The sequence below is a fragment of the Trinickia sp. genome, from assembly GCF_051954495.1.
Classification (GTDB): domain Bacteria; phylum Pseudomonadota; class Gammaproteobacteria; order Burkholderiales; family Burkholderiaceae; genus Trinickia.
Window position 1 is genome coordinate 1 of record NZ_JBQCHR010000162.1, and the last position, 21,403, is coordinate 21,403.

The following is a 21,403-nucleotide window of genomic DNA, read 5'->3' on the forward strand; positions in this document are numbered from 1 at the left end:
AACCTCACTGCCCACATCCGATCCTCGGCCTGACCGGAGCACGTTCAAGCCGTTAGCGCGCCATGCCGTTCTGCGGCCAACTACGAGCCGCCACCTCCAAAGTCCGCTCCGATTCCACTACGCTCCATCCATCTCGCCGCAGGACGGACGAGATTTCGGGCGCGCAGTCGTGACGCGCCGAATCAAGCATTTTGGCCCTTTATCCCTTAACGGAGGACGAGTCGTGACATTCCCAGTTGCCTCGCGTGACCTTGCGACACCGGATGTGGTGCACCTGCCGTATTCAGATCGAACGGACCCGCCCATTCAACCCAATACGCTTTCGCCGGCGACCTCAACCTCCAAGACCGGCACAGATCCCGCCGCGCAGGATCCATTGGATTCGCCGTCGATCATGGGCATGAGCAAGGCCAGTCAACGAAGGTTGAACGAAGTCATAAAAGCGGCGAAGGATCTCGGCATACCTTTGAGCAAAGCACAGCAGCGACAGCTGGCCAAAGAGCTTGGACGACGCGAGCGAGGGGACGACGCCGGTACGGACGACACGCCGGACAATACTGAAACCGAATTTTCCTCGTTAGCCCATACTGCCGTTCATGCCGCTAGTTCGGCTGTGCATGCCGTCGGAGCCGCCGCCAATAGCACCGGACATTTCATTTCAGGTCACGCCGAGCAGATCGGCGTCCCAGCCGGTGTCGCGGTCGTCTTGGGCGGTACTGCGGCCGTCGCCGTGGATGTCGTCGGCGGGCTCGGGGCCGTCGCAGCATTGTTTTAACGCCCACTACGACTGATTCGAAACAGTCCCGCGCGTCACTGACGCAGTGATCTGCAGCGTATCTCCGGTCCGTCGACGTTCGACGCTGCAAACAGCGTAATCCCGCCGACGCGGACGTAGCTCAGAATAAGAGCGCAAGACTCGGAAGGCGGATCGCGCCGCTGCCGGGGCACAATAGCCGGTATCGCCCAACACGCGAACCGAATCGTGACCACCCTAGCCCACCGCCACGCCGCACCGCTGTTCGCCGAGAAGCCAGCAGATGGCTTTTCTGCGTCCACATCCCCCGCGACCGAAAACATAGACGCCATCGACTGGCCCCATATCCAAGCCTGTCTCGATGCATACGGATATGACGTCGTGCCAGGCTTGCTCCGCCCAAGCGATTGCCATGCGCTAGCCGAGCAATACGATCTCGATCCCCTTTACCGCAGCCGCATTGTCATGAGTCGCCACGGCTTCGGCAAAGGCGAATACAAGTACTTCGCCTACCCGCTGCCTCCGATCATCGCCACGCTACGCGCGACGCTCTACCCTCATCTCGTACCCATCGCGAACCGGTGGAACGAAATGATGAACATCGTCGTGCGCTACCCGAAGACGCATGCTGCATTCATCGACCGCTGCCACGCGGCGGGCCAATTGCGCCCCACTCCCCTCATCCTTCAATACGAGCAGGACGATTACAACTGTCTGCACCAAGACCTATACGGGGAACACGTGTTCCCGATCCAAGTCGCTGTTCTGCTGTCGCAGCCTCGGCGCGATTTTACGGGCGGGGAATTCGTCTTGACCGAGCAGCGCCCGCGCATGCAGTCTCGTGCTGAAGTCGTTCAACTGGAACAAGGCGACGCGGTGATCTTCGCCGTCAGCCACCGCCCGGTACAGGGAACGAGAGGCGTCTACCGCGTCAATATGCGCCACGGCGTCAGTCGGCTCAGGTCGGGCCGCCGTCATACGGTCGGTATTATTTTTCACGACGCGCTGTAGGCTCGCGCTGGGGCGCCATAACGATGTGCCGAAGACCGCCCTTGGGCTCGGCCCCCATTCCCGCACTAATACCCGCGCGGCGACTAAAATAAAACGCATACGGCGCCGCGGCGGTCTCGCTTTTTCGGCCGTGCGCGACAACCATTGAATATTGCCGATCCCGAGCTGGGGCGCGTATGTTTGCTCTGTACAAAGATCGTGCGCAAGCCGGACGCGTGCTGGCCGAGCACTTACGCAACGAGGCCGGAACCAACGCCGTCGTCCTCGCCCTGCCGCGCGGCGGTGTACCCGTCGCATTCGAAGTAGCCACGGCGCTCCATGCCGAACTCGACGTTCTTCCCGTGCGAAAAATCGGTGTGCCCGGTCAGAAGGAACTGGCCATGGGCGCTATCGCATCGGGCGGCGCCCTCTACGTCGACCATGACACCATGCGCGCCGCACATGTTTCACAAGCGCAGTTCGATGCCGTGCTTGCTCATGAACGCGTCGAGCTAGCGCGCCGGGAGGCGTTGTATCGTGGAAATCGCCCGCCTGCATCGGTCGAGGGCCGGACTGTGCTGCTCGTCGACGACGGAATCGCCACGGGGGCCACGATGCGCGCAGCCGTGCTCGCATTGCGGGCGCGCAGGCCCAAGCGCATCATCGCCGCGGTACCGGTGGCGCCGGAGGGAGTCGATGCGGAATTTGCCGGCGTCGTCGACGCGTTCATCTGTCCGTCGCAGCCGACGTTATTTTTCAGTGTCGGCCAGCACTATGAAGACTTCGGCGAGACGACCGACGACGATGTGCGCGCATTGCTACACCGCGCCTGGGATGGCGCGGCGTAATTCGACGATGAATTGGCCGCCTGGAGCCGACGCGCTAATTCAAAGCCGCACGGCCGGTGGGACATACCGGCACTCGAACCGCTTTCTGACCGTGCCGTTCTCGTCCACGCTCTCAAGATACACGTCGAACTGCCACAAACGCGCCATGTGCTTGAGCACCTCTTCGCTGTCGTTCGCCAAGTGCCGGTTGTCGCTCATGAAGTGACGCAGCGTGAGGCTGCGGTCCCCTCGCGTGTTGACGGACCACACTTGAATGTTCGGCTCGCGATGATGCATGTCGTACTGGCGCGACAACGACTGGCGCACGTGCTGGTACCCGCTGTCGTCGTGGATCGCCGATACCTCGAGCGCGTCGCGCGTATCGTCGTCGAGCACCGAGAACAGCCGCATGTCGCGAATGAGCTGCGGCGACAGGTACTGCGCGATGAAACTCTCGTCCTTGAAATTGCGCATCGCATAGTGCAGCGTCTGCAGCCAGGGCGAGCCGGCGATATCGGGGAACCAGCGGCGGTCTTCCTCGGTCGGCGCCTCGCAGATCCGCCGAATGTCGCTCATCATCGAAAAGCCGAGCGCATAGGGGTTGATGCCGCTGTAGTACGGCTTCGTCACGGGCGGCTGATAGATGACGTTGCTGTGCGAGTGCAAGAACTCCATCATGAAGCCGTCTTCGAGCAGGCCCTGGTTGTAGAGCGTATTGAGCAAGGTGTAGTGCCAGAACGTCGCCCAACCTTCGTTCATCACCTGCGTTTGCCGTTGCGGATAAAAATATTGTCCGATCTTACGTACGATGCGGATCACTTCCCGTTCCCACGGCTCGAGCAGCGGCGCATTCTTTTCCGCGAAATAAAGCAGGTTTTCCTGGGGCTCGGGCGGGTACCGCTCTTCTTCCTCCTCGGCTAGCGGCGTTTGATGCGAAGGTAGCGTGCGCCACAGTTCATTGACCTGCGACTGCAGATAGGCTTCGCGTTCGCGACGCAGCGCTGCCTCCTTCGAAAGCGAGAGCTTTTGCGGTCGCTTGTAGCGATCCACGCCGTAGTTCATCAGGGCATGGCACGAGTCGAGCAGTTCTTCGACGCGATCCATCCCGTAGCGCTCCTCGCACTCGGCGATGTAGTTCTTGCCGTACACGAGATAGTCGATGATCGCGTGCGCATCGGTCCACAGGCGGAACAGGTAGTTCCCCTTGAAGAACGAGTTGTGGCCATAGGCGGCGTGCGCGATCACGAGCGCCTGCATCGTCATCGTGTTCTCTTCCATCAGATACGCGATGCAAGGGTTCGAGTTGATGACGATTTCGTAGGCCAATCCCATCTGGCCGCGCCGGTAGCTTTTTTCCGTGGAAAGGAAATGCTTGCCGAACGACCAGTGGCGGTAGTTGACGGGCATGCCGACGGACGCGTAAGCGTCCATCATCTGTTCGGCGCTGATTAGCTCGAGCTGGATCGGATAGACGTCGAGCTCGTATTGCTCGGCGACTTCGGCGATATGTGTGTCGTATTCTTCGATGAGCTCGAAGGTCCAATCGGACGGCCACGGCAACGGTCTGCGGTCGGCGATGTTCATACGGGGTTCCCTTTGCGCCACGACAGGTGCAGGTGCTTCGATGCGGCCTCGTTGTTCGGTATCGGCGGGCTCGGGCTTCGCTTGCTGCTTGTGATCGGGGCCCTGCCCGCGCGCACCCTTCCGGCGTCGCTCCGGCTGATAGCCGCGCGACTCGTTATGCAAATGCTTAGTCGTCATGAGGCCGCCACTTGCTTCTCGAACAGCTCCCTGAACACGGGATAGATATCGGCTGCGGCATCCACCTTCTTCATCGCCAGATGCGGTTCACTCATGGCGAGCTGCGCGTACTCCAGCCAAAGATTTTGCTCTTCGGGCGCGACTTGAATATAGGCGAAGTACCTGACCTTTGTCAGGATGTCCTCTTGCAGAATACGGCGGCACTTGGGCGAATCGTCCGTCCAGTTGTCCCCGTCCGACGCTTGAGCCCCGTAAATGTTCCATTCAGTCGGCGAATATCGCTCGCTTTGGATCTTGTGCATGAGCTCGAGCGCACTCGACACCACCGTCCCGCCGCTTTCCGTCGAATGAAAGAACGTGTCCTCGTCGACTTCCTCCGCCCGCGTATGGTGCCGGATGAAAACGACCTCGATCTTTTCGTAGTTACGCTTGAGGAACAGGTACAACAGGATGAAGAAGCGCTTGGCCAGATCCTTGCGCTGCTCGTCCATCGAGCCGGAAACATCCATCAAGCAGAACATGACCGCTTGACTCGACGGCTGCGGCTGCTTGACGCGGTTGACGTAGCGTAGGTCGAACGGATCGATGAAGGGAATCCGCCAAATGCGCCCGCGCAGGTGATGGATGTCCTCCTCGAGCCGCTTGATCTCATCCGCATGATCCCCGGGCTCGTTCATCAACAACTCGTACTGACGCTCGAGTTCATGCAGTTGATTCACGAGCGGCGCGCCGAGCGCGATGCGCCGGCCGAGTGCGCTGCGCAGCGAGCGTACGACGTCGATATTGTTCGGGGTGCCCTCCGCCGCCCAGCCCGCCCTGATGTTTTTCCAGGTCGGCACGGCCAGCAGATGCGTTTTGACGAGTCGCGGCAATTCCAAGTCGTCGAAGAAATATTGCATGAATTCTTCGCGGCTCAACTCGAAGACGAAGTCGTCCTGCCCTTCCCCTTCATTGCTCGCTTGACTGCCCCCGCCCCCTCCGCCGCCGTTCGGGCGCGGAATCTTGTCGCCGCGCACGTATTCTTCATTGCCCGGATGCACCATCTCGCGACGGCCGCCCGGCCCGTGATGAAACTGCGGTTCGGCGATGTCCTTGCGCGGAATCGTGATGCTCTGCGTGTTTTGAATGTCTTTGATGCTGCGATCGCGCACCGCTTCGGACACGGCGCGCCGGATGTAACCCTTTACGCGACGCAAGAAGCGCTCGCGGTTCGCAATGCTTTTGTTCTTGCCTGCTAGCCTGCGGTCGATGATTTGATGAAGCACATCCAGTCTCCCGCTTCTAATTGCCGAAAGCGACACGACGAGCCCTGGCGCAGGCTAGTTGCCCGCGCACCGCGCGTCGCTTGCGCGTGAAGCGCTTGGTTGGCGCTCGTGGGCGGCGAACCCACGAGCGCGTCGCGCCCGCTACTACTTATCCCTCTACTGCTACGGCTACGAGGACTTGCGCACGCGCAGGTACCAGTCGCAGAGCAAGCGGACCTGTTTCGGCGTGTAGCCTTTCGCCACCATCCGATTGACGAAGTCTTCGTGTTTGCGCTGCTCTTCAGCCGACCCCTTGGCATTGAACGAAATGACCGGCAGCAGTTCCTCCGTGTTGGAGAACATCTTCTTTTCGATCACGACACGCAGCTTTTCGTAGCTGATCCAAGCCGGATTCTTCCCGCCGTTGGCGGCGCGAGCACGCAGCACGAAGTTCACGATTTCGTTGCGGAAATCCTTCGGGTTGCTGATGCCCGCCGGCTTCTCGATCTTCTCGAGTTCGGCGTTCAGCGCGGCGCGATCGAAGCTCTCGCCCGTATCGTGGTCGCGGAACTCCTGATCTTGGATCCAGAAATCGGCGTACGTGACGTAACGATCGAAGATGTTTTGGCCGTACTCCGAATACGATTCGAGGTACGCGGTTTGGATCTCCTTGCCGATGAACTCGGCGTAGCGGGAAGCCAGCAGATCCTTCACGAACGACAGGTACTTTTGCTCGGTTTCCGGCGGAAACTGCTCGCGTTCGATTTGCTGTTCGAGCACGTACATGAGGTGCACGGGGTTGGCCGCCACTTCCGACGTATCGAAGTTGAACACGCGCGAGAGGATCTTGAACGCGAACCGAGTCGATACGCCCGTCATGCCCTCGTCCACGCCGGCATAGTCGCGGTATTCCTGGTACGACTTTGCCTTCGGGTCGGTGTCCTTCAGGTTTTCTCCGTCGTACACCTGCATCTTCGAGAACAGGTTCGAATTCTCCGGCTCTTGCAGGCGTGTGAGCACCGACATCTGCGCCATCATCTTGAGCGTTCCGGGCGCGCATACCGCCTGGCCGAGCGACGAGTTGCGAATCAGCTTCTCGTAGATCTTGATCTCTTCGGACACGCGCAGGCAGTACGGCACCTTCACCACGAAGATCCGGTCGAGCAACGCTTCGTTGTTGCGGTTGTTGCGGAACGCCTTCCACTCCGACTCGTTCGAGTGCGCGAGGATGATGCCTTCGAACGGAATCGCTCCGAATCCTTCCGTGCCCTTGAAGTTGCCTTCCTGGGTTGCCGTGAGCAGCGGATGCAGCACCTTGATCGGCGCCTTGAACATTTCGACGAACTCGAGCAAGCCTTGGTTGGCTAGGCACAAGCCGCCCGAGTAGCTATAGGCGTCGGCATCGTCCTGCGCGTATTGCTCCAGCTTGCGGATGTCCACCTTGCCGACGAGCGAAGAGATGTCCTGATTGTTTTCGTCGCCAGGCTCGGTTTTGGCAATCCCGATCTGACGAAGAATGGACGGATAGCGACGTACGATGCGGAACTTGCGGATGTCCCCGTTGTACTCGTGCAGCCGCTTGACTGCCCATGGGCTCAAGATGCTCTTCAAGTAGCGGCGTGGAATGCCGTATTGCTCTTCGAGAATCGGACCGTCTTCGTCGTAGTCGAAAAGCCCTAACGGCGACTCGTTGACGGGCGAGCCCTTGATCGAATAGAACGGTACCCGTTCCATCAACTGCTTGAGCCGCTCGGCGATCGACGACTTGCCGCCGCCTACAGGACCGAGCAGATAAAGAATTTGCTTCTTTTCCTCGAGCCCCTGCGCGGCGTGGCGGAAGTACGCGACGACTTGCTCGATCACGTCCTCCATGCCGTAGAACTCTCGGAACGCGGGGTATACCTTGATGACCTTGTTCGCGAAGATTCGCGATAAGCGGGGATCGTGGCGCGTGTCGACTTGTTCCGGCTCCCCGATAGCCGTCAACATGCGTTCGCTGGCCGTCGCGTACGCGGCGGGATTGTTTTTGCAGAGCGCGAGATACTCTTCGAGCGAGAATTCCTCCTCCCGCGTTTTTTCGAAGCGTTCCGCGAAGCTGCTGTAAATATCCATGCTACCTCCTCGCCGAAGTCTGCGGACGATGTCGTCTACTGGCGGTTATACCGAAACGACCTCGCTCGAAATCATCCTAAACCCTTTTAAATTTTTTTTCACGACCTACGTTGCCCTAGGCGCTACACGTGTGCCCTAACTTGGAGATGTGCGCACACTCGCCTACAATCTTCCACCTGCTCTTCGTTTGCACCTTCCTAGCTGTTTGCCCGTCGCGCTCTTGCGATCGCCCACGTGTGAATCCCCCCGCGTGTTACATCCAACGGTACTTCACGTTGCCGCGTCGCGTGCGCGCCAGCTGAGGCGCAACGTGCGACAGCGCCGCATGTGCGTTCGCTTTCTCATATAGCGACATCCGCCACGGCATCGATCGCGCACGCTCGACCTTTCCTTGCTTCGCGCTCGACATCGGTGCAATCGCTCTTGCTTCCTTTGCCCCCATTGCACACACGATGCCCGCTCGGCATTCGTGCCGCTCCACGGGCGCGGAGCATACTGCGGCGCGCACTTCGCACGAGTTGACCATTACGCCGTATACGCACCAAGGCGCGATTTCGATGACGTCCGTGCGCATCGGTTACAAGTTTTTTTCTAAACAAACGATAGCGGCGGGAAAGAGAGGCGTCGCGCCAATGGCCAGGGCCGGCCGCCACGTCGGTCGGACGCTCGTTTTGGGGGCCGGATGTGGAGCGGCCCGACCGCTCGGTGAAGGAGCAGCCGGGCCGGCGAGCATTGGTGAAGATCTTGGACCGAGAGGCGGACGTTGCGAGCGTTACCTACCGCTCGGTCCGCCGCAGCCTCGGGCCGACATGCTCAAAAGGTTTCCCAATCGTCGTCGGATGCCCCACTCGCCGCAGCGCTCTTGCGCGCGGGCGCGGCGGCCACTGGCGGTTTCGATGCGATCGTCGGCGCCGGCGGACGCGTGGAAGGTGCGCTTGCGGTTGCCGGCGCGGCGACGAGCGCGGGCGAGGCTTCCGGCGACAAGGCCGGACGCTCGAGCGCTGGTGCGTTGCGCTTTCTGTCCGCACGCGGTTGCGCGGACAACTTTTGACCGAATGTGGCGCGGCTCGTCGAGCCGGCGAGCTTCCCCTGCCGTTTCGATGCGCCCGCTTCGGCTGCCGCGGCGACGCGTACAGGCATTGCCTGGGCGCGCCAGGCCGTGCCGTCGTCGGCAAGCTGGAACACGCTGACGGCGCTGCGTAGACGTTCGGCCTGCTCTTGCAGGGACTGTGCGGCTGCCGACGCTTGCTCGACGAGCGCCGCGTTTTGCTGTGTCACTTCGTCCATCTGCGACACGGCGCGCGCAACCTCGCCGATCCCGCCGCTTTGTTCCTCGGAGGCTGCGGCGATTTCGCCCATGATGTCCGTCACACGTTGCACCGCCGCAATGATTTCTTCCATCGTCCGCCCGGCTTCGCCCACCAGCGCCGATCCGGACTGTACGCGTTCCACGGAGGTGTCGATGAGCGTCTTGATTTCCTTGGCCGCGCCCGATGAGCGCTGAGCGAGCGCCCGCACCTCGCCCGCCACCACGGCGAACCCGCGCCCCTGCTCGCCGGCTCGCGCCGCCTCGACCGCCGCGTTGAGCGCGAGGATGTTCGTTTGGAACGCGATGCCTTCGATGATCGTGATGATGTCCGCGATCTTCGCGGAGCTGTCGTTGATCTCGCCCATGGTTCCGACGACCTGACCGACGACAGCGCTCCCTTTATTCGCGATCGCCGACGCATTGGTCGCCAAGGCGCTGGCCTGTCGAGCGTTCTCGGCATTTTGCCGCACCGTTCCCGTGAGCTGATCCATGCTGGACGTCGTCTCTTGCAGCGAAGCGGCTTGCTCTTCGGTCCGCGCGGATAGATCCAGATTGCCCGCCGCGATTTCCTTCGTCGCCGATGCAATCGATTCGCTGCCGCTGCGCACCGTCCGCACGGTCTCGGTCAAGCTGCGCTGCATCTTGGACAGACCTTCGAGCATCAGCCCCATTTCGTCGTGCGTGCGTACGACGATAGGCTTGCGCAGATCGCCGGCGGCGATCGCATCGAAACTCGCCAGCGCATCCGCCAGCGGGCGAGCGATTGCCCGGCGCAAATTGACGTAGGCGAATAGTGCGGCGGCCAATGCGACGGCCAAGAGGCCAACCGTCGCCGCGCGCAGGGTGTCATAGGTCGCCAGCGTCTCGTCGTATTGCGCCTTCGACTGCGCGAACTGCAGCTTGCTCAGCGTGTCGTCGCTCTTGGAAAGCGCCACGAAGGCGCCCTGCAACGCGTCGGCGGTACTCAGGATCTTGTCGTGATCGTTCGATTTGATCGCGTCGACGTACGTGGAAACGACCGCCCGCAGCGCTTCACGCTTGGCGGCCGCGTCCTGCGCCAACTTGTCTTCGTCTGTATCGCGCGGGAAGGCGAGGTATTTTTTCCACCACTCGTCGGAGGTCGCTCGAAGCACGTCGGCTCGGTCGAAATTCTTTTTCGCTTCGTCGGGTTCTCCGGCGTGCATCGCCGCGCGATCCAAGGCGAGGCGTTCACGCGCTGCGTAGCTCTCCGCCATGCCAATCGCCACGGCGCCCGGCATCTGGTTTTCGTAGATGTTTTTTGTCGCATCGCTCACCTTGCTCATCCCGGACAAGCCTAATGTGCCGAGCGCGAGCAACAACGCGGATAAGAACGCCACGGCCAAGCCGATGCGCGTTTTGATCGTCATACCGTGTTTAAACATGCGATGTCCTTCTTTTCTGCGAAACGAGGGGCGCGCGCTGGCCGAGTGCGGTGAGAGCAAGCGCGCTGAATTCGTTTACGGCCTTGTGAGAGAAGGACTTGAGAGAATTGATTGATAAGACGAATTAACTTGGAATAGTCGATTGATTTGGCTAATTGTCCGGTGCGAGGTAGACCGCTTCGCCACTTCGGCGGGCTTGTTTTCGTTATGTCAGTTCGGAAAGTGTTGGGATGGAGGGCTGCGCGCCAGGCCGAGTCACCGATAGCGCAGCCGCGCGTTGCGCAAATCGGATAGCCGAATCGACGGCTACGCCTCCTGCACGTTGCGCGGCGAATGCGCCGATGAACGTGTCGCCCGCCGCTGTCGTATCGACCGCTGTCACGCGGGGCGCCTCGAAATGCGTGGGGCCGGATTCCAGCGCGGCTAGGACGCCCGACGCCCCGAGCGTGATTAGCACGTTGCGCACGCCTTGGCGGCGCAATACCTGCGCCGCATCGGCGGCTTGCGCGGGCGAGCCGATCGGCAAACCCGTCAGCGCGGCGGCCTCGACTTCGTTCGGAATCAGATAATCCACGAGCGGCAGCCAATCGCTTGGCAAGGGCCCGATGACCGGAGCCGGGTTGAGAATGACGGTTTTGCCGAGACGACGCCCCGTTTTCAACGCCGCAAGCACGGTGTCGGGCGGCGTTTCCAATTGGCAAACAATGACGTTGGCCGAGGCCAGCACGGCTTCGTGCCGCGCGATGTCGGCGGGCGTCAGCTCGCCATTGCTGCCGGCAACGATGACGATGGAATTGCGCCCCTCTTCGTCGACTGAGATCAGCGCCACGCCTGTCGGCGCCGCTTCGCTCGTGTCGAGCGCTGCACAATCGATGCCTTCGGCCTGGAGCCCGGCGCGCAGCGACGCGCCGTTGCCGTCGGCGCCGACCCGTCCGATCATCGCCACGCGGGCGCCTAGCCTGGCGGCCGCAACCGCTTGATTTCCGCCTTTGCCCCCCGGCACCTGGTCGAACGTATGCCCGGCCAGCGTCTCGCCGGCTACGGGCAGCCTCGGCACGCGCACCACGAGGTCCATGTTCAAGCTGCCTACCACCGCCACGGTTCCTTTCATGGCGGTAGTTTGCGAGTTCGTTTCAGTCATCGTCTTTGAGTCCTTCGCGCGAGGATAGGTGGCGTCAAGCGCACAAAGCGGTATTCATCGGCCCGGCAAAAACGGCTGTCGATTCGCGCAGGACGAGCCGCGGCGTAATCACGCGCCGGCGCGTCGGCCCGCTGACGCCGCCGCTGATGCGCTCGATCAGCATCTGCGCCGCGGCCTCGCCGAGCGCGCGCACCGACTGTCCGACCGTCGACAGCGCCGGGTACGTGTAGCTGCTCAGTTCGATGTCGTCGAAGCCGATGATCGAGCAGTGCTGCGGCACGCGAATGCCGCGTTCGGCGGCCACACGCAAGGCGCCGATGCCCATCATATCGTTGCAGGCGAAAATCGCGGTCGGTCGAACCGTGTCGAACAGACGCCCCGCCGCTTCCTGCCCTCCGCGGCCCGAAAAATCGCTTTCGACGATGGCGCTCGGCTCGATGTCGATGCCCCGCTCCGCCATCGCTCGAATGAAGCCGTGCACCCGCATGGCGCTGACCGCCGTCGCCACCGGCCCGGTGATACAGCCGATCCGTACGTGGCCGAGTTCCAGCAGATGCTTGGTGGCAAGGTATGCGCCGCGCTCATGGTCGATCTGCACGAGATCGGCCGACAGCCCTTCGATGTTGCGATCGACGATGACGAGCGGTTCGCGCGTATCGGTCAAGCTGCTGGCCAGGACGGCGTCCTCGCCGGCCGATGCGATGATGAGCCCGTCGATGCGCTTTTCCTGCAGGATGCGAAGATAATTGCGCTGCTTTCCCGGGTCGTCGTCGGAATTGCAGAAAAACATGCAAAATCCCGCGCGCGCGCAACCGTCCTCGATGCCTCGTGCGAGCTCGGCAAAGTAGGGATTCGTGCTGTTGGGCACGACGAGCCCGATCGTCGCCGTGGCGCGCGCCTTCAACGACCGCGCTACCGCCGAAGGCACGTAGTTGAGCTGGCTGATAGCGCGCTCGACCTTCGCGCGCACGTCGGCCGACACCGGCCGAGTGTTGTTGACCACGTGCGATACGGTGGTGAACGACACGCCGGCCATGGCCGCCACATCCTTGATCGTCGCCATTACCGATTCTCTCTCGCTTGTTTTTCTTCCGCGGGCAGGAGCAGCCCATCACCTACTCTACATCGTACTTGCGACAGCGTTGCGCCGCGTTTCCCCGCGCGACGAACGTGCCTCCCACGCGAATCGCCCACTCAGCCTCGCTTGCGCCGGCTTCGATACGTATCGAGCACGACGGCCACCACGATCACGGCGCCGGTGATGATCCGCTTCGTCGGCTCGTTGGCGCCGATCTGCGCCAGTCCCGCGGCAAGCACAGAAATGATGAGCACGCCGAAGAAGGTGCTGATGACCGAACCGCGCCCGCCCATCAGGCTCGTGCCGCCGATGACGACGGCGGCGATGACCTGCAGCTCCAGCCCCACGCCGGCATTCGGATCGGCCGCTTCCAGCCGTGAGATCTGAAATAGCGCCGCGAGGCCCGACAAGGCGCCCATCAAAGCGAACACCGCTACTTTGTACGGCCGCGGGTCGACGCCCGCGAGCCGTACGGCTTCTTCGTTCGTGCCGATGCCCACGAGGTGCCGGCCGAAAACCGTGCGCGTCAAGATGAGCTGCGCGGCGATCATCACCGCGACCGCGATCACGAATGCAGGCGAGATGCCGACCGCGATCGGATCGGACAAGAAATCGAATGCATCGCCGATATAGGACGTGCGCGAGTTGGTCAGTTGATAGGCCAGCCCGCGCGCTGCTTCGAGCACGCCCAGCGACACGATGAAAGACGGGATGCGCCAGCCGACCGTGACGGCGCCCGTCAACGTGCCCGTCACCGCGGCCGCGGCCATGCCGACCAACGCGGACGGCACCGGGCCCCAGCCCCATTTGAGCGCTGCGACGCTGACGACGGAAGCCGCAAGCGCCAAGACCGAGCCGACGGAAAGATCGATGCCGGCAATGATGAGCACGAACGTCATCCCGACCGACATGACGACGAGATCGGGTATCTGATTGGCGATCGTGCTGAACGTTTCGTACGTCAAAAAGTGCGAACTGAGCGCGGAAAACAGCGCAACCATGGCGGCCAGCGCCCCGGCCAGGCCGAGGTAGTTCGAAAAGCCGAGCCGTGTTCCGGACGGTCGCGCGCTCGGCGCATCGCCGATGATGGCCGATCCGCCATCGGGGCGTGCGTTCGGGTCGGTCATGACAGACTCCGTGCGTCTTGAGGGTGAGTAGGCGCGGTGTGGCGCGAGCCGTTCATGTGGCCCGCGAACGCCGCGGCGAGCAGCGCGTCTTGCGTCCACTCGTCTCGATTGAAGATGCCGGTGAGGCGGCCGGCGGACATCACGCCGATTCGATCGCAGATCAGCATCAGTTCGCGCAGGTCGCTCGATACGACCACGAGCGCGCGGCCCTCGCGCGCCAGCGCCCCGAGCAGCATGTAGATGTCGAACTTGGCGCCTACATCGATGCCGCGCGTGGGTTCGTCGAACAACAGGACGTCCGCGTCGCGGGCAAGCCAGCGCCCGATCACGACCTTTTGCTGGTTGCCGCCCGACAGTTCGCCTACTGGCTGCGCGCTCCCGTGAGCCCGCACGCGCAGCGCCTCCATTTGCTTGCGCGCGAGCGCCTGCTCGCGGCGCGGCTCGACGACGCCCCAGCTCGATACGCTGTCCATGTTGCCGAGCGCCACGTTGGCGGCGATCGACTGCGGCAGGAGCAGTCCCTCGCCTTTGCGATCCTCGGTAATCAGCGCGATGCCGTGCCTAACGGCGTCGGCAGGCGAGGCGATGCGCGCGGTCTTCAGGGGCCGGCCGATCGATACGGTCCCGTGATCGGCCGTATCGGCGCCGTAGATGAGCCGCATCAATTCGGTCCGCCCCGCGCCGATCAGCCCGCTGACGCCGAAAATCTCGCCTTCGCGAACCTCGAACGAAACGTCGCGCACCGCCGTGCCGCGGCTGAGCCCTTCCACCTTCAGCAAGGGCGCGCCGATGCGCCGTTCGCCCAGATCGATGCGTTCGCCGATCTCGCGCCCGACCATGAGCGTGACAAGGCGCTCGCTCGTCACGTTCGACATCCGGTCGACATGGACGAGGCGGCCGTCGCGCAGGACGGCGACGCGCTCGGCCACGCGCGCGAGTTCCTCCAGCCGGTGCGAGATGTAGACGATGGCGACGCCGCTCGCTTTCAGCCGGTCGATCTGCTCGAACAGCAAATCGACTTCGCGGGCGGTCAGCATGGCCGTCGGCTCGTCGAAGATCAGTACGCGCGGATCGTCGATCAGGTTGCGCGCGATTTCGACCATTTGCTGGTGCCCGATGCCGAGCGCGCCGACGGGCGTGTCGGGATCGATTGCATCGAGCCCCACCCGCGCCATCGCGGCGCGCGCATTCTCGCGCAGACGCGCCCGGTCGATCCAACCGAGCGCACGAGGACCGCGACGCGGCAGCCTGTCGAAAAACAAGTTTTCGGCCACGCTCAGTGTCGGCAAGAGGTTCAGTTCCTGCATGACCATGCGCACGCCCAGCGCCTCGGCGTCGTGCCGGCTCTTAGGAGCGTAGGCCGCACCGAACAGCCGCATGTCGCCGGCGCTCGGTGCGACGAGCCCGCCGATGATTTTCGACAGCGTGCTTTTGCCCGCGCCGTTCTCGCCGGTCAGCGCCAGCGCTTGGCCCGCGTATAGCGCCAGCGTGACGTCGGCGAGCACAGGCTCGGCATAGACCTTGCCGATGCCGGTCACACTGAGCACTGCGTTCGTTTCGTCGTGGTCGGTCAAATCCATCGGGTTTCCGTTGTCGGGGCGGCGGGGTCAAGCAGCCGTCGCGCGCCGGCTCGCCGCCATGACGCATATGTCGGAAGTTAACGGCAGCTGCGCGCACTTTCTTGAGCGCGCATGCTCGGCCCGAACGGGCGCGACAGCGCGCGCCCTTGCGGGGCGCCGCGCGCCGCGTTTTTCACATGAACGACGAATTTTGCTTACTTCGTCGCCTTCGTGACGAGGTCGACCGGTGTTTCGACCACTTGCGACAGCTCAGATTGCTTTTTGTGCTCCGCAATCGCCTTGAGCGCTACGTCGATGCCGAACACGGCTTGCTTGGCGGCGTACTGGTCGGCCGTGGCGAGCACGCGCCCGTCCTTGAGCATCGGCTTGATCGCCCCGATGTTGTCGTAGCCGACGACGAGCACCTTGCCCTGCTTACCGGCTGCCCGCACCGCCGACACGGCGCCGATCGCCATGTTGTCGTTGCCGCACAGCAGCGCCTTGATGTTCGGATACTGATTGAGCATCGCGGAGGCAATCGCATTGCCCTTGTCGATTTCCCATTCGCCCGACTGGACCGAATCGACCTTGGCGCCGATCTTCTGCATCGCATCCTTGAACCCGGCCGTGCGCTGCTGCGCATTCGTCGTCGTCGAGACGCCTTCGACGATCCCGACTTCATCGCCGGATTTCAGTTTTTTGGCGAGGTAGTCGCCGACTTTTTCCGCGCCCTTGCGATTGTCCGGGCCGACGAACGGCACGTTCAAGTCCTTGGACTTGACCACATCCGGATCGAGCCGGTTGTCGATGTTCACGACGATGATGCCGGCATCGACGGCCTTCTTCACCACCGGCACAAGCGCTTTCGAATCGGCCGGCGCGAGCACGATCGCATCGACGTGGCTATTGATCATCTGCTCGATAATGTTGATCTGCGCAGCCGTATCGGTCTCGTTCTTGATGCCGTTCGTAATCAGGTCGAACTTGCCGGCGTTGTGCTTTTGGTAGTCCTTCGCACCGTTTTCCATCGTCAGGAAAAACTCGTTTGCCAGCGATTTCATGACGAGCGCCACTTTGGGCTTCTTGGTCTGCGCGAGTGCGTCGGTCGCCGTGAGCGGGGCGAGCGCCGCGCAGGTCAGAGCGGCGACAGCGACGAGCATACGGCGACGGGTGCGGTGCAGCATAGAGTTCTCCTTTTCTTATTCGGCTCTCGAGGAGCCCCGATTTTTCGATTGGAACACTGGATTGCCGCAACGCATCATCGCCTGGCGCGACGATACGCTGCGATCCCCGACGTATGAAGGGGATCGCCTATGCTGGACTCTTCCGCGATAGCGCGCAAGGATGGCGCGCGACAAGTTCGGGTTTGTGCTGATCGATCGCGAGGCAAAAAGCCCGAAAACCGCGCTGCGCGCGGGTTTTCGGGGTTCGCAGGCGCGGCTAAAGGTGCGAGACCGAGGTGCCGTCGACCTTCCCGTCGATGATGTCGCGCGCGTATTGCGCGCCGATCTTGTGCGCCTCGATCTGATCGTCGAGCGGCGCGTGTTCAGGAACGCCGAACATTTCCGCTTTCGCATGCTCGCCGCTCGCCTTGCGCGAGATAGTGACGACGATGTCGAACCGGCGAGGCGCGTCATCGCCCTGATCGGGCTCTTTTGCACGCCGCAGGGCTTGCACGCCGATCGCGAACCCCTTGTACTGCTCGGAAAACGGTACGGACATGGCTGACGCTCCGCTGGGATGAATGATTGGCCCGCCGGCTCGAGGGGCATTGGCCGGCGCAGCCCGCATGCTTCTAGAGACCTCTAGACGCGCATGATTCGAAACGGCCGCGATGAAATTGCATGCAATGACATGCAAGGGTCGTACCTTCCGGGGCGCCCTGCCCGCGGCCCGGAATTTTCGCCCCCACCCCGAAGGCGGGGGCTCGAAATGCCGGAAGCTTTGAAGAAATTACCGAGCGTCTCCGGAACCGAAACGGGGCCGTCCGAGCATCCAACGGTTTCTGGGGAGCGACGATTCGTCGCATTTCTTCTATGATGGCTGCCAAGACGGCCCGCAGACCTAACGAATTCAAGCCATCGGGCCGCCGTCTCATCGTGGATGCGCAATGCATTGCGGAGGCATTAAATGGCATGGAGACACAACCGCTGGGTAAGACGCTGGCTCATCGTCATCGTCTTTTGGGCCGTCCCGGTGGCAATCGTAGCGGTGCGCGAGATTCAGGTGCAAATGGCTTATAACGTCGTCGACCTGGACCACGCGCTCACCACATGGCAGTTCACCGACGCGCAACGCGCCGCAGGCGCCCCTGCGCGCTGCCGCGGCAAGCCCGACGAGGCCCGCGCGGCCGGTTGTCCGGCGGACGTGCTGAGCGCCAATGCGCCGCGCCAGCAGGAGGCGGTCGCGGAATACGCGCTCCGGCGCCGCACGCTCTTTTTGTATTTGTGGCACGCGTTCGTCGGGTACTGGGTCGTGCCTGCCGCCTTCATCTTTGCCGTGGGTCTCGTGATCGCCGGAATTCGCCGCGCGCTGCGGCGCCCGCCCGTCGTCAAGCGCACCGTTCAGCACTAGGCGGCGCGTCGGCACGGCGCCGCGGGCGCATAAATTCGGGCCCGGCCCTGGCATGGCTCATGCTGTATCCCCGTTGCGTTGTGTGAGATCACGCTTCGTCCGAACCCGCCGTCGAGCGGTTTGACCGACGGAACATAACGGAGAGAGTCCATGCGAAAACGAAACTTGATACTAAAGGCCTCGGCCGCCGTCGTCGTCGGCGCGCTTGCCCTCGCCGGCTGTACGACAACCACGAACAACGGCAACCCCGTTGGCTCGACGCCGGGCAGCAACGTATCTAAGCGGCAGGAGATCAATTCGAGCGTCGATGCGACGCTTTCGCGTTTGTACGCGCAAGTGCCCGGCTCCCGCGAACTCGTGCAGAAAGCGCACGGCGTACTTGTCTTCCCGAAGGTGCTGCAGGCCGGCTTCGTCGTCGGCGGGCAGTACGGCGAAGGCGCGTTGCGCGTGGGCGGCCAGACGGCCGGCTACTACAACACTGTCTCCGGATCGTTTGGATTCCAGGCCGGTGCGCAATCCAAGGCTGTGGTCTTCCTCTTCATGACCGACGACGCGTTGAACTCGTTCCGCTCGCGTGACGGATGGTCGGTCGGCGGCGACGCTTCCGTTGCCGTGTTGAAGATGGGTGCGAACGGCGCCATCGACACGACGACGGCCACCAAGCCCGTCGAAGTCATCGTCATGACCAACGCGGGCCTCATGGGCGATCTCTCGCTCGAAGGCACGAAGATCACGCGGCTCAACATCTAAGCTCGAGCCGATATGACAGCGCGGCGCTCGTGGGCGCCGCGTTGTCTATTCCCCCTTCCGAGACGGGCCGAGTAGACGCCGCTAACGCGCGGCCTCTTCTCCCGGCGCCGAATCGACCACTTTGAATCGCGAACGCTTTTGCGCGCGGATCACCGATTGGTACGCCGCTACGTATTGGCGCGCCATGTGATGCGACGTGAATCGTTCCTCGAAGCGCTGCCGCACGCGCGCCCGCGAGAGCGTGTGCAAGCGATTGACGGCGGCCACCGCGCTGATTTCGTCCTCGACGATGAAGCCCGATATCCCTTCGTCGACGACCTCTGGAACCGAGCCGCGATTGAAGGCGATGACGGGCGTGCCGCAGGCCATGGCTTCGATCATGACGAGCCCGAACGGCTCGGGCCAATCGACGGGAAACAGCAGCGCGTGAGCGCCCGAGAGGAAGTCGGCTTTCTGCTCGTCGGCGATCTCGCCGATGAATTCGACATGCGGCAAATCGAAAAGCGGTTTGATTTCCCGCTCGAAGTACTCGCGGTCGGCTGCGTCGATTTTCGCGGCGACGCGGATGGGCAGCCCGCAATGCGCGGCAATGCGAATGGCCGTATCGACACGCTTCTCGGGCGAGATACGTCCCAGGAAGGCCAAATACCGCTGCTCGACGGGCTGCGGGGTATAGAGCGCTTCCGGCAACCCGTGATACACCGTCGACAGCCATTTGGCCTGCGGCATCGGGTGCCGCTGCGCGTTCGAGATCGAGATGACGGGCGCGGTGTCGAACGTATCGAACACGGGCTGCTGCTCGGGCAGATCGAGACGGCCGTGCAGCGTCGTCACGAAAGGCGTTTCTTGCCGCTTGAATAGCGAGAACGAGTAGTAGTCCATATGGAAATGCAGGACGTCGAACTCTTCCGCGCGGCGCCGCACGAGCTCCATGAGCAGCATGTGCGGTGCGATGCGATCGCGAATGCCCGGGTCGAGCCGCAGCGCGCGGGGCCAGACGGCTTCGAGCTTGGCGCTCGTACTCGAGTCGCCGCTTGCGAACAACGTCACATCGTGGCCCAGATCGACGAGCGCTTCCGTGATGTATGAGACGACGCGCTCGGTGCCGCCGTAAAGTTTGGGGGGCACCGACTCCGTCAGCGGCGCGATTTGGGCAATTTTCATTCGATCGACTCCATGCAAGTGGACCTCGGGGCTCTCTCCCCGAATGCCCGGTCCGCCGGTTGTACCGCGGCGACGCCTAGGTGCTCTCTACGGAGCAAACGCTAAACGGCGTCCGTGGCCTCAATTATTCGCGACGACGCGCCTCCCGGCACGCTTCGCTTTCATTTCCTGCGCGCTGTTACAGTCGCGAAACAGCGGGCCTGCCACCGTAATATTGACGCGCGGTCGCTCAGCGTCCGCGCAAATCGGCCAAAAACGAGTCGCGCCAAACGCCCAGATCGTTTCGCCTGAGCACGGCCATATTGACCTCATGGCGCTGCTTACGTTCGGCAAGCGGCATCGAAAGTGCGCGTTCGAGCGCTTCCGACATACCGACGATGTCGTGCGGATTGACGATCAGCGCCGCGCACAATTCCGCAGCCGCACCGGCGAACTCGGAGAGCACGAGCACGCCCGGATCGTCCGGGTTCTGCGCAGCGATGTATTCCTTGGCGACGAGATTCATCCCGTCGCGCAGCGGCGTGACGAAGCCGACTTGCGATTCTCTGCACATCGACATGAGCTGCGACCGGGCGAACCGCTGGTTGAGGTAGCGGATGGGGGTGTAGTCGAGGCTCGAGTAACGCCCATTGATCCGCCCTGCCTCGTATTCGAGGTTCTGCCGGATCAGCTGGTAGCTGTCGACGTCGGCCCGAGTCGGCGGCGCCACCTGGACGAAGGTGACGTTCCCCCGCCACTGCGGCGCACGCTCGAGCAATTGTTCGAAGGCGCGGAACCGTTCGATGAGCCCCTTCGAATAGTCGAGGCGGTCGACGCTCATGACGAGCTTGCGGCCTTCGAGGCTGTGCTTGAGTTCCAGCACCTGCTGGCGGCTTTCGTTGCGGGCGGCTTCGGCCTCGATTTCGTCGGGGAACACACCGATCCGATAGACACCCGAGCGCAATCGGCGGCCATAGGCCTCGACTTCGCCGTCCTCGCTGACCGTCCCGCCCGCGTAGCGAACGATGTAATCGTGGAATGCGCAGAGATCGGAGTCGGTTTGAAACCCGACGAGATCGTAGCAGCACAGCGACTTGATGAGTTCCTGGTGCGGCGGCACGTTCAGCAATACCTGCGGCGACGGAAAGGGCGTGTGCAGGAAAAAGCCGATGCGGTTGGCGACGCCCTCGCGGCGCAGCGCTTCGCCGAACGGGATTAGATGGTAGTCGTGCACCCAGACGATGTCGTCCGGCTCGATCAGCTTCACGAGCTTGTGCGCGAGCCAGGCGTTCACGCGGCGGTAGCCCGCATACTCCTCGCGCTCGTACCCGGCCAGGTCGTTGCGGTAGTGAAACACGGGCCACAGCGTGGCGTTCGAAAACCCGCGGTAGTACTGATCGTAGTCGCGCCGCGTGAGGCCCACCGTCGCGAAGGTGACCGAGCCTTCATCCTTGAGCGTGGGCCCGGCATTGGCGACGGCTTCGCTGACGACGTCGCCGCTCCAGCCGAACCAGATGCCGCCCATGTCTTTGAGCGCGCTGAAAATGCCGACGGCGAGCCCGCCCGCCGAGCCCTTCGTTTCGGTAGGCGTTGCAACGCGGTTCGATACGGCGATCAGTCGTCCCATGGTC

The 21,403-nt window shown here is 62.6% G+C and carries 17 protein-coding genes; 5 read left to right on the forward strand and 12 right to left on the reverse strand.

The genetic code is table 11. From position 1 onward, the window contains the following. Positions 1-223 precede the first annotated feature (223 nt). From ACTHNR_RS22335 to ACTHNR_RS22345, 3 genes are all read left to right on the forward strand, one after another. Positions 224-775, forward strand: a complete 552-nt coding sequence (locus tag ACTHNR_RS22335; RefSeq protein ID WP_440550262.1) for a hypothetical protein — start codon at positions 224-226, stop codon at positions 773-775. A gap of 207 nt (positions 776-982) precedes the next feature. Next, a complete protein-coding gene (locus ACTHNR_RS22340) occupies positions 983-1,765 on the forward strand; it encodes a 2OG-Fe(II) oxygenase (RefSeq protein ID WP_440550265.1) in 783 nt (260 codons plus the stop codon). Positions 1,766-1,941: 176 nt separating this feature from the next. Next, entirely contained in the window at positions 1,942-2,592 is a 651-nt protein-coding gene (locus tag ACTHNR_RS22345) for a phosphoribosyltransferase (protein ID WP_440550267.1), read from the forward strand. 39 nt (positions 2,593-2,631) lie between these two features. Here ACTHNR_RS22345 and ACTHNR_RS22350 read toward each other — a convergent pair whose 3' ends face one another. From ACTHNR_RS22350 to ACTHNR_RS22395, 10 genes are all read right to left on the reverse strand, one after another. Further along, positions 2,632-4,332 (reverse strand): SpoVR family protein, encoded by a 1,701-nt coding sequence (locus tag ACTHNR_RS22350; RefSeq protein ID WP_440550270.1) that lies wholly within the window; start codon positions 4,330-4,332, stop codon positions 2,632-2,634. Continuing rightward, complete coding sequence (locus ACTHNR_RS22355; RefSeq protein WP_440550273.1) at positions 4,329-5,597, reverse strand: YeaH/YhbH family protein; 1,269 nt, start codon at positions 5,595-5,597, stop codon at positions 4,329-4,331. Before ACTHNR_RS22355 ends, ACTHNR_RS22350 begins: the two co-directional genes overlap by 4 nt. A gap of 168 nt (positions 5,598-5,765) precedes the next feature. Further along, positions 5,766-7,688: a PrkA family serine protein kinase gene (locus ACTHNR_RS22360; RefSeq protein ID WP_440550276.1), complete on the reverse strand. Its 1,923-nt coding sequence runs from the start codon at positions 7,686-7,688 to the stop codon at positions 5,766-5,768. Positions 7,689-8,501: 813 nt separating this feature from the next. Next, a complete protein-coding gene (locus ACTHNR_RS22365) occupies positions 8,502-10,400 on the reverse strand; it encodes a methyl-accepting chemotaxis protein (protein ID WP_440550279.1) in 1,899 nt (632 codons plus the stop codon). Positions 10,401-10,605: 205 nt separating this feature from the next. Next, positions 10,606-11,541, reverse strand: a complete 936-nt coding sequence (gene rbsK / locus ACTHNR_RS22370; RefSeq protein ID WP_440550281.1) for a ribokinase — start codon at positions 11,539-11,541, stop codon at positions 10,606-10,608. Positions 11,542-11,575: 34 nt separating this feature from the next. After that, positions 11,576-12,604: a LacI family DNA-binding transcriptional regulator gene (locus ACTHNR_RS22375; protein WP_440550284.1), complete on the reverse strand. Its 1,029-nt coding sequence runs from the start codon at positions 12,602-12,604 to the stop codon at positions 11,576-11,578. Positions 12,605-12,735: 131 nt separating this feature from the next. Continuing rightward, on the reverse strand, positions 12,736-13,746 hold the full coding sequence (locus ACTHNR_RS22380) for an ABC transporter permease (RefSeq protein WP_440550287.1): 1,011 nt from the start codon (positions 13,744-13,746) through the stop codon (positions 12,736-12,738). Then, positions 13,743-15,326, reverse strand: a complete 1,584-nt coding sequence (locus tag ACTHNR_RS22385; RefSeq protein WP_440550290.1) for a sugar ABC transporter ATP-binding protein — start codon at positions 15,324-15,326, stop codon at positions 13,743-13,745. The genes ACTHNR_RS22380 and ACTHNR_RS22385 overlap by 4 nt, the downstream gene beginning before the upstream one ends. A 194-nt stretch (positions 15,327-15,520) precedes the next feature. Then, positions 15,521-16,489, reverse strand: coding sequence for a sugar ABC transporter substrate-binding protein (locus tag ACTHNR_RS22390; protein ID WP_440550293.1), 969 nt, complete (start codon positions 16,487-16,489; stop codon positions 15,521-15,523). Between the two features lie 256 nt (positions 16,490-16,745). After that, complete coding sequence (locus ACTHNR_RS22395; RefSeq protein ID WP_440550296.1) at positions 16,746-17,027, reverse strand: hypothetical protein; 282 nt, start codon at positions 17,025-17,027, stop codon at positions 16,746-16,748. Between the two features lie 408 nt (positions 17,028-17,435). Here ACTHNR_RS22395 and ACTHNR_RS22400 point away from each other — a divergent pair, with 408 nt between their 5' ends. Together ACTHNR_RS22400 and ACTHNR_RS22405 are read left to right on the forward strand one after the other, a co-directional pair. Further along, positions 17,436-17,879 (forward strand): hypothetical protein, encoded by a 444-nt coding sequence (locus ACTHNR_RS22400; protein ID WP_440550298.1) that lies wholly within the window; start codon positions 17,436-17,438, stop codon positions 17,877-17,879. Between the two features lie 150 nt (positions 17,880-18,029). Beyond that, positions 18,030-18,629: a BPSL1445 family SYLF domain-containing lipoprotein gene (locus ACTHNR_RS22405; protein WP_440550301.1), complete on the forward strand. Its 600-nt coding sequence runs from the start codon at positions 18,030-18,032 to the stop codon at positions 18,627-18,629. A gap of 81 nt (positions 18,630-18,710) precedes the next feature. On the opposite strand, the gene ACTHNR_RS22410 is transcribed toward ACTHNR_RS22405, so the two are convergent. Both ACTHNR_RS22410 and otsA read right to left on the reverse strand, forming a co-directional pair. Next, complete coding sequence (locus tag ACTHNR_RS22410) at positions 18,711-19,793, reverse strand: glycosyltransferase family 4 protein (protein ID WP_440550304.1); 1,083 nt, start codon at positions 19,791-19,793, stop codon at positions 18,711-18,713. 229 nt (positions 19,794-20,022) lie between these two features. Next, positions 20,023-21,399, reverse strand: a complete 1,377-nt coding sequence (gene otsA, locus ACTHNR_RS22415) for an alpha,alpha-trehalose-phosphate synthase (UDP-forming) (protein ID WP_440550307.1) — start codon at positions 21,397-21,399, stop codon at positions 20,023-20,025. Positions 21,400-21,403: the final 4 nt, after the last annotated feature.